At 53.5% G+C, this 611-nt stretch carries 1 protein-coding gene; it reads left to right on the top strand.

Annotated elements, in window-relative coordinates; genetic code table 11:
- Positions 1 to 611: DUF7507 domain-containing protein (locus tag AAA938_RS20180; RefSeq protein WP_420915760.1), on the top strand; the 611-nt coding region annotated here is incomplete at both ends.

A 611-nucleotide genomic window follows, 5' to 3' on the forward strand; every position in this document is an offset into this window, starting at 1 on the left:
AGACAGCGAATCCAACGACCTACGATCAGGCCGGTGATTTGATCACCTATACCCTGATCGTAACCAACACCGGAAACGTCACCTTGACCAATACCACGGTTACGGATCCATTGACCAATGCGAATGACAATGTGGGCAACCTGCTTCCAGGCCAGTCTGCTACGGTCACGACCAATTATGCGGTCAACCAGACGGACGTGGACAACGGTAGCGTGGTGAATACGGCTACGGCGACAGGCACCGCTCCAAACCAATCCGCACAAACTGCCACGGCAAGTGCTACGGTGACTGCTATCCAGACTCCTGGCATTGCCTTGACCAAGACAGCGAATCCGACGACCTACGATCAGGCCGGTGATTTGATCACCTATACACTGATCGTAACCAATACCGGAAACGTCACCTTGACCAATACTACGGTTACGGATCCATTGACAAACGCGAATGACATTGTGGGCAACCTGCTTCCGGGCCAGTCTGCCACCGTCACGACCAATTATGCGGTTAACCAGACGGATGTTGATAATGGTAACGTGGTGAATACGGCTACGGCGACAGGCACCGCTCCAAACCAATCCGCACAAACTGCCACGGCAAGTGCTACGGTGACT

The sequence above is a fragment of the Algoriphagus taiwanensis genome, assembly GCF_036245645.1.
Lineage (GTDB): Bacteria > Bacteroidota > Bacteroidia > Cytophagales > Cyclobacteriaceae > Algoriphagus > Algoriphagus taiwanensis.